This is a genomic window from Fusibacter paucivorans (assembly GCF_018390735.1).
Classification (GTDB): Bacteria; Bacillota; Clostridia; order Peptostreptococcales; family Acidaminobacteraceae; genus Fusibacter; species Fusibacter paucivorans.
Genome location: NZ_JAHBCL010000065.1, coordinates 1 through 6,111, shown reverse-complemented (window position 1 = coordinate 6,111; position 6,111 = coordinate 1). Strand labels below are relative to the sequence as shown.

The 6,111-nt window shown below is 40.6% G+C and carries 5 protein-coding genes; all 5 read left to right on the top strand.

Annotated elements, in window-relative coordinates; genetic code table 11:
* The first annotated feature begins 427 nt into the window (after positions 1-427).
* The 5 genes from KHM83_RS19305 (at position 428) to KHM83_RS19285 (ending at position 5,922) form a co-directional block, all read left to right on the top strand.
* On the top strand, positions 428-1,561 hold the full coding sequence (locus tag KHM83_RS19305) for a hypothetical protein (RefSeq protein WP_213238673.1): 1,134 nt from the start codon (positions 428-430) through the stop codon (positions 1,559-1,561).
* 107 nt (positions 1,562-1,668) lie between these two features.
* The gene (locus KHM83_RS19300) at positions 1,669-2,397 is read left to right on the top strand and encodes an alpha/beta hydrolase family protein (RefSeq protein ID WP_213238672.1); all 729 of its coding nucleotides are present in this window, start codon (positions 1,669-1,671) and stop codon (positions 2,395-2,397) included.
* A 317-nt stretch (positions 2,398-2,714) separates the two neighbouring features.
* The gene (locus KHM83_RS19295) at positions 2,715-2,978 is read left to right on the top strand and encodes a CD3324 family protein (protein ID WP_213238671.1); all 264 of its coding nucleotides are present in this window, start codon (positions 2,715-2,717) and stop codon (positions 2,976-2,978) included.
* 216 nt (positions 2,979-3,194) lie between these two features.
* The gene (locus KHM83_RS19290; RefSeq protein ID WP_246543212.1) at positions 3,195-4,547 is read left to right on the top strand and encodes a hypothetical protein; all 1,353 of its coding nucleotides are present in this window, start codon (positions 3,195-3,197) and stop codon (positions 4,545-4,547) included.
* A 118-nt stretch (positions 4,548-4,665) separates the two neighbouring features.
* The gene (locus tag KHM83_RS19285) at positions 4,666-5,922 is read left to right on the top strand and encodes a hypothetical protein (RefSeq protein ID WP_213238670.1); all 1,257 of its coding nucleotides are present in this window, start codon (positions 4,666-4,668) and stop codon (positions 5,920-5,922) included.
* The last annotated feature ends 189 nt before the right edge of the window (positions 5,923-6,111 follow it).

Here is a 6,111-nt window from a genome sequence, read left to right as displayed (position 1 = left end):
CTCAATACATATATGCTACATGTATTGTAACAAATGACTACGGCAAAACAAGTGATCTATTTCATCGTGGCATTGACAAAGACAAAGAGCAAGGCAAAGTCAAATCACGTGGGCTAAAACAACATATTTCCCGCTGACAGAGCGTATTGTAACAGAATCATTTGGCTGGAAAATTGCTTATTCAAGCAATATCGGTATTATTCTAGACACAAATGACTGTGCCATTGCAGATGATGGTAATTTCATCGGCAAGTATAAAGTACGTTATTTCAATACAAATGCATCTGAAGATATTATTTATGAAACCATTTCTGATACAATAGCTTTTAAAGCAGCTTATGATTATAAAGGTATTCCTGCTGAAGACATTGGTGCGGAGTGGGTTGGTTATTTTGATTTCGACCGTACATCCACTAAAATGATCAATATGGACTATAGCCATGCGAGTGTCATGCTTTATATAGACGGTAAGCCCATAGAAGAGGGCGCCTACACCTTTACAAAAGGGCGCCATAAGATTACCTGCTATTTAGCCAATGACTGGCATACGGCAAATTTATTTGTTACCTTTAATACACCGACGACAGCATTATCAACGTCAGAATTAACGACGCTGTTAACTGATCTCGCATCTGAGACAACGGCGATTAATTACGTTGGCATTTATGAAAGTAAAGATAACCATACGGTAACCGTAAATTTAGAAAATTATGATACGGATGTCATTCTGTTTTTAAGCTCATATCGCGCTCTGCAATGGCAAATTTTGAATCCAAATAATATTAAAATCAAAGCGGTTGTTTACAGCTGTCATTTAGACGGCGTTAGCGTCGATACAACGAATCTAGGCAATACACCAATTATTAAATATGACGGTCTGATCAACACATTTGAAATTTACCCGCTTTATCAAAAGGTTGGCCACAGTTATCACGTCGAGTATGATACGTTTCTAGACTTAAACCAACAAATTAAAGCATTGACAGGCTATCCATTAGATGGATTCACGGGAGAATATGCAACCGAAAGCCTTTCTGCACCGGAAGTCGTATTGGATGATGCTGAATATGAAGCAATTAACAACGCCTATGATACCTTAAATGCATTGTTGGCTAAAGATCCCCAAAGACCTGACAATCTCTTTGGAGATGCCAGCATTGACCATTCATGGGCACATTTTCAGTCAGATGCAATTAAAGCCTCACCTAATGCCTATACCGCATATTTCTTTAATACAAATACTCCCGATGATATTAAGGGCATTGAAACGGTCGATCAGCTGTCCATTGATGAAAGTGGTAAATTACTTTATGGTATCCCATATAATGATCTTGGAATCTATTATGTCACATCCAAAACATTTGATGCCAAAACGACACAGAACATACATGTAGAGGAAAGCTGGGCTTTTATTCGTATTCTGGTTGACGGAAAAGTCGTCTATTCCTCATGGGAACATTACGGCGGCAACTTTGAACTCACTTTTGAAAAGGGAACACATTTGATCGAGTGTGAGTTCATCAATGATTGGCATACAGCAGAATTTCAAGTAGATTTTTAGTATAAATCGAAGTGGCATTGGACATCCTTGTATAATAAAAATGTCGATTTAAATAAAGTGCCTGTTCAACTCATAAGTTTGTGCACACACGATAGGAGATTCACAAAATGGTCAAAACATACAAATACGGCAAGCATCTTTCACAAGTTGGCGACTTGTATTTACCTGACCATGACTGTTTAGGTACAATTTGCTTGTTCCATGGCGGCTTTTGGAAAATGCCCTATGATCGCTTCCAGTTAAATGATATTTCAACGGCTCTTGTTCATATGGGATATGCTGTTTGGAACATTGAATATCGGAGAACTGGGGAAGTCGAAAGCTATTGGAAAGATCCTTTCGAGGATGCAATTTTGTCATTTAAATATCTAAAACAGTTAAAAACAGAAAACCCACATATGAATGTGGAGCACATTACCGTGGCAGGACATTCTGCTGGTGGCCATTTGGCACTATGGCTCAGTTCGCAAAATACAGGTATCCTGAACGCTCATTATATAGGTATGGCACCAATTCTTGATTTAGAAACAGCGTACCATGAAGAAGCGGGCGGCGATTCTGTCTTCCAGCTCCTGCACGGTATGCCGCTAGATTATCCTGAACGATACAAGTATGGTTCACCAATAGAGCAAATCGAAATGGCGCAGAATCAACTTATTCTTCATGGTGTTCATGATGAAGCTGTTCCCCTTGAATGGAGTAGAGCGTATATAAAAAAAGCCGCCAATATGGGGAAAGACTTTAAACTCATTGAAATTGACAACTGCGACCATATGGCTTTTGTTAACCCTGATAGTAACGCTTTTAAGGTCTTTATCAATTGTTTGTCAAAATAATGCAAAGTCATTTATAATGATCTTGAAGGATTAAAAATTAAACGGTGACAACTATGTTAGGGCGTATCAAAAATTCAAAAAAACTGCGTTAAGTTTTATAGCACTTTATGACAATAACTTGCTTTTATGACATCCTGAATAATGTACATAACATTTAACTAAGGTGGTGAGCATTTTGTGCATCAACAAAAAGAGAAAAAATGAAGTTTGGCGCCATGCAAGCCAGTAAAATCAGCGACACTTGCATGGTGTAAATCCGTCGCTTTAAACCATACTGGCTTTTCAATTTGATCGCAACTATCAAGGAGGAAGCCAACATGAAATACCAAAATGCCAAATTAATTCTCCCCCCGGATTTACTGGCCGAATTACAGGAATACTTACAGGGTGAGTACCTGTACATTCCGGCTAAGAAAGAACAGCGGAAAGCATGGGGTGAACGTTCAGGCTATCGCCAAAAAATTGATGCGAGAAATCGAAAGATCGTGGAAGTCTATAACGACGGCGTTGCCATTGAAGAGATTGCAAAAACGTTTTTTCTTTCGGTTGCTTCCATTCAGAAAATTATATACCGACGCTAAAAGAGTGGGCTGTCTTTTGACAGCCCTTTTCTTTTAAAAATTATTTAGGTGAAATTTATGGATGAAAATTATATGGGTGCATATCATTTTTAAGAATCTTGAAAAAATTTACCTTTTTAAAAAACAAACCAGAAGTGTTTAATCCGTTGAGCTCTGATTTTCAGTCTGATACAGTTATAAATAGCAAAGATATCTAATGAAAAAGAGGAATACAACATGATGGAAAAGATAGACATGGCGGGTACAAGCGAGGTTTTTGCGGGTTTCGCCGAAATAGACATTACGCCTTCTGACTTTCGCAAATGCGAATTGATCGGCTTTAATCGATTAGACAGTTTCGCTCGCGGCATACTGCATCCCTTAAAGGCACAAGTGCTCATTTTAAAGGCCAGCAATCAAACTTACTGTCTCGTCACAGTGGATACACTGAGTTTTTCGACAGCTTTAACTGACCAGCTTCGCGACAGCATAGCTGAGCAGCTTCACGGCCGCCGCAAAGACATTATGGTGTGTTTTTCACACACCCATGCGGCGCCGGATGCCGCTGCCAATAATGCCGCGTACTTTATGTTTGCCAAGCAGAAGATTATAGCAGCAGTTGATCTGGCATCTCAAACGACTTTTCCTATTAAAGCAGCGTGGGGGATTGCAGAAAACACCATTGGCATCAATCGGCGTTCAGATGCAGATGCCACCGATCCGCGCATCGGCATTTTAAAAATCAGCAATGCCGCGACAGATGAAACACAACTGCTGTTGCTGCGTGTAACTGCGCATGCCAATGTGCTTTCAAGTGACAATTATTTGATTTCATCAGATTATTTTGGCCCGACGAGAGCACTGCTTGAAGAAACATACCACTGTAAGGTAATGATGACCCAAGGTGCATCCGGCGATGTCATCTCGAAATACCGCCAAGAGAATGCTGACTTTCTTGAAAAACACCCATTAGAAGCAGCGAAAATCGTACACGATGAAGCAGCTAAAAAATTAATTTTTAATGAAAGTATTGAGGCACTTAACAAAAATGCAGCAGCTATTAAAAGTGCTGTTGCCGCTGTCTACGATGAAATAGAGCCGACTGCCATCCATAAACTGTCCATGCACTCAGGGACACTGACTTTTAAGGCAGATGTTCCCACACTCGAAAGGGCACAGACAATCGCAGCAGAGGCTGCATTCGCGGGTATTGACGGCAGTGATTGGCTTGAAGAAGTCAAATCATTGAATACCAAGGGCATTCAAACACAAACGTCTCAAAGAGAAGCACAGTTTCTGGCAGTCAATAACGGTTGCCTTTGCGGCATTGCCGATGAAGCCATGTGTGAAACTGCTATTGACATCAAAGAACGGGCGCAGGATGATTTTATCTTCTTTGGCGGTTATACCAACGGATATGAAGGCTATTTGCCGACAGCAGCGGCATACGACAAAGGCGGCTATGAAGTACTGTGGTCTAACCTGATTTATTATAAATACTATCATCGCGTCATGCCGTTTAACCGCGATACGGCAGACCACTTGGCAAAACAGATTGTACAGATATGGCAGCGTATTCTGACATCTTAAAAAGCCCATATGACGATTTCATTTCGGTATGATGACATTGCCTCAGCGATTTAAATATTTTGTTATAATGATAAAGGAGTACACTGCAAGTACTTAACGTCACACAAAAGAGGTCCCTATGAAAACAAAAAAAGTCATCATCGTTCTTATCCTTTGTATCGCCGTGCTGTTTAATCCGGTGTATGCAAAACCTGTATTGACCCAAGATGAAGCGATCGTCAGCATCGCAGCAGTGAATTTTAGAGTCGTTTTTGACATCATTGATGATCTTGAAAAAGATCTAGTAGAGAATGACAGATACCGGCAATTAAGTCAGGATGCCATAACCGAAATATTACGCGACGCATCTGACCGATGCTTTGACATTGAGACAAGTTTCGAAAGCCTTGCAGAAATAAGACCGCAATTTAAGATAAGCATCTTTTCAATGGTTAACTACTTGGATTCACTATGGGACAAAACGGATCGCGGTGAAATGCTATCCGCAAAAGACATTGAAAACATTCACGCACTGTATGAATTAAAGAAAGCAAACAGCAGTCTAAGGCTAAGAACACTTTATCAAGTGGATCGCAATCCATTTACAGCGTTAAAAGTCCCGGAAACGGTTAACACATTTCTAAAAGCCGTTACGGCACTCCGAGCAACAGAAAGAGAACAAGCGGCTAGTGAACAGGCAGCACTCGTCAGCCGCAATACATCACTTGAAGAAACGGGTGCATTATTGCAAACTGAACTGCTAAAAACAGATTTGCCATTGCTTTGGCAAAAAACGTGGGATGACATTGGACAAGCTGACGGCGCACTGACGGATGCGCAAATAGAAGCGGTCAATTTTCTATTTCAGCCGGTTCTCGACGTGGACGACTGGTCACAGGTCAATCCTTTAAGCTGCTTTTTTACCTCTTATTATACATCAGCCAACGACATCAACTTTGCTGATTTTCTGAGGTATTTTCCCTACGAAGATGCCCTAAAAGGCATTGAAGACGTCAGTAAAGGAGATAGCTTAGCATCATTACCGGAGTATGAATTGCTTAAAAGCAATGCGAATTGGCCATTTGTGACAGATGATATTCCCGTACCCATTCACCGCTACAAAAGGGAAGTCATTGATGAAATCCTTACGGTTTATGCAAACATCACGGTAAACGATTTATCCGGCATCGGCTTTGACGAGATTATCTACCTTGAGCATACAGATGCTTATTACAATTTTACCAGCGACTTTGGGCCGGGAACTTTTCACTGCCTAAAGGGGACTGTGTCTAGTGGCGTCATTACACTCAACAGCAGCACATCAAATGACGGCGCTGTTCTGACAATTGAAAAAGTAAATGACCGTTATGTCATCAAGTCTTTTATAAAAGCGTAAAAGTATAACACCGCTGATGGCATCGGCACCTTAGATGATGAAAAGACAATCTAAACACATAACATGTGAATCGGGTAGGAGAGAAAGTTAAATAACTTTCCCGACCTCCCACAGCACCGTACGTACGGGTCTCGTATACGGCGCTTCCCAAGTTTATGCATTAACAGTTTTGTATTTGTCAGAAAAGAA

Excerpts from the sequence above, each read along its gene's own strand:
- KHM83_RS19305 (WP_213238673.1), top strand. The coding sequence starts at position 428 with ATGGACTATAGCCATGCGAGTGTCATGCTTTATATAGACGGTAAGCCC.
- KHM83_RS19300 (WP_213238672.1), top strand. The coding sequence starts at position 1,669 with ATGGTCAAAACATACAAATACGGCAAGCATCTTTCACAAGTTGGCGAC.
- KHM83_RS19295 (WP_213238671.1), top strand. The coding sequence starts at position 2,715 with ATGAAATACCAAAATGCCAAATTAATTCTCCCCCCGGATTTACTGGCC.
- KHM83_RS19290 (WP_246543212.1), top strand. The coding sequence starts at position 3,195 with ATGATGGAAAAGATAGACATGGCGGGTACAAGCGAGGTTTTTGCGGGT.
- KHM83_RS19285 (WP_213238670.1), top strand. The coding sequence starts at position 4,666 with ATGAAAACAAAAAAAGTCATCATCGTTCTTATCCTTTGTATCGCCGTG.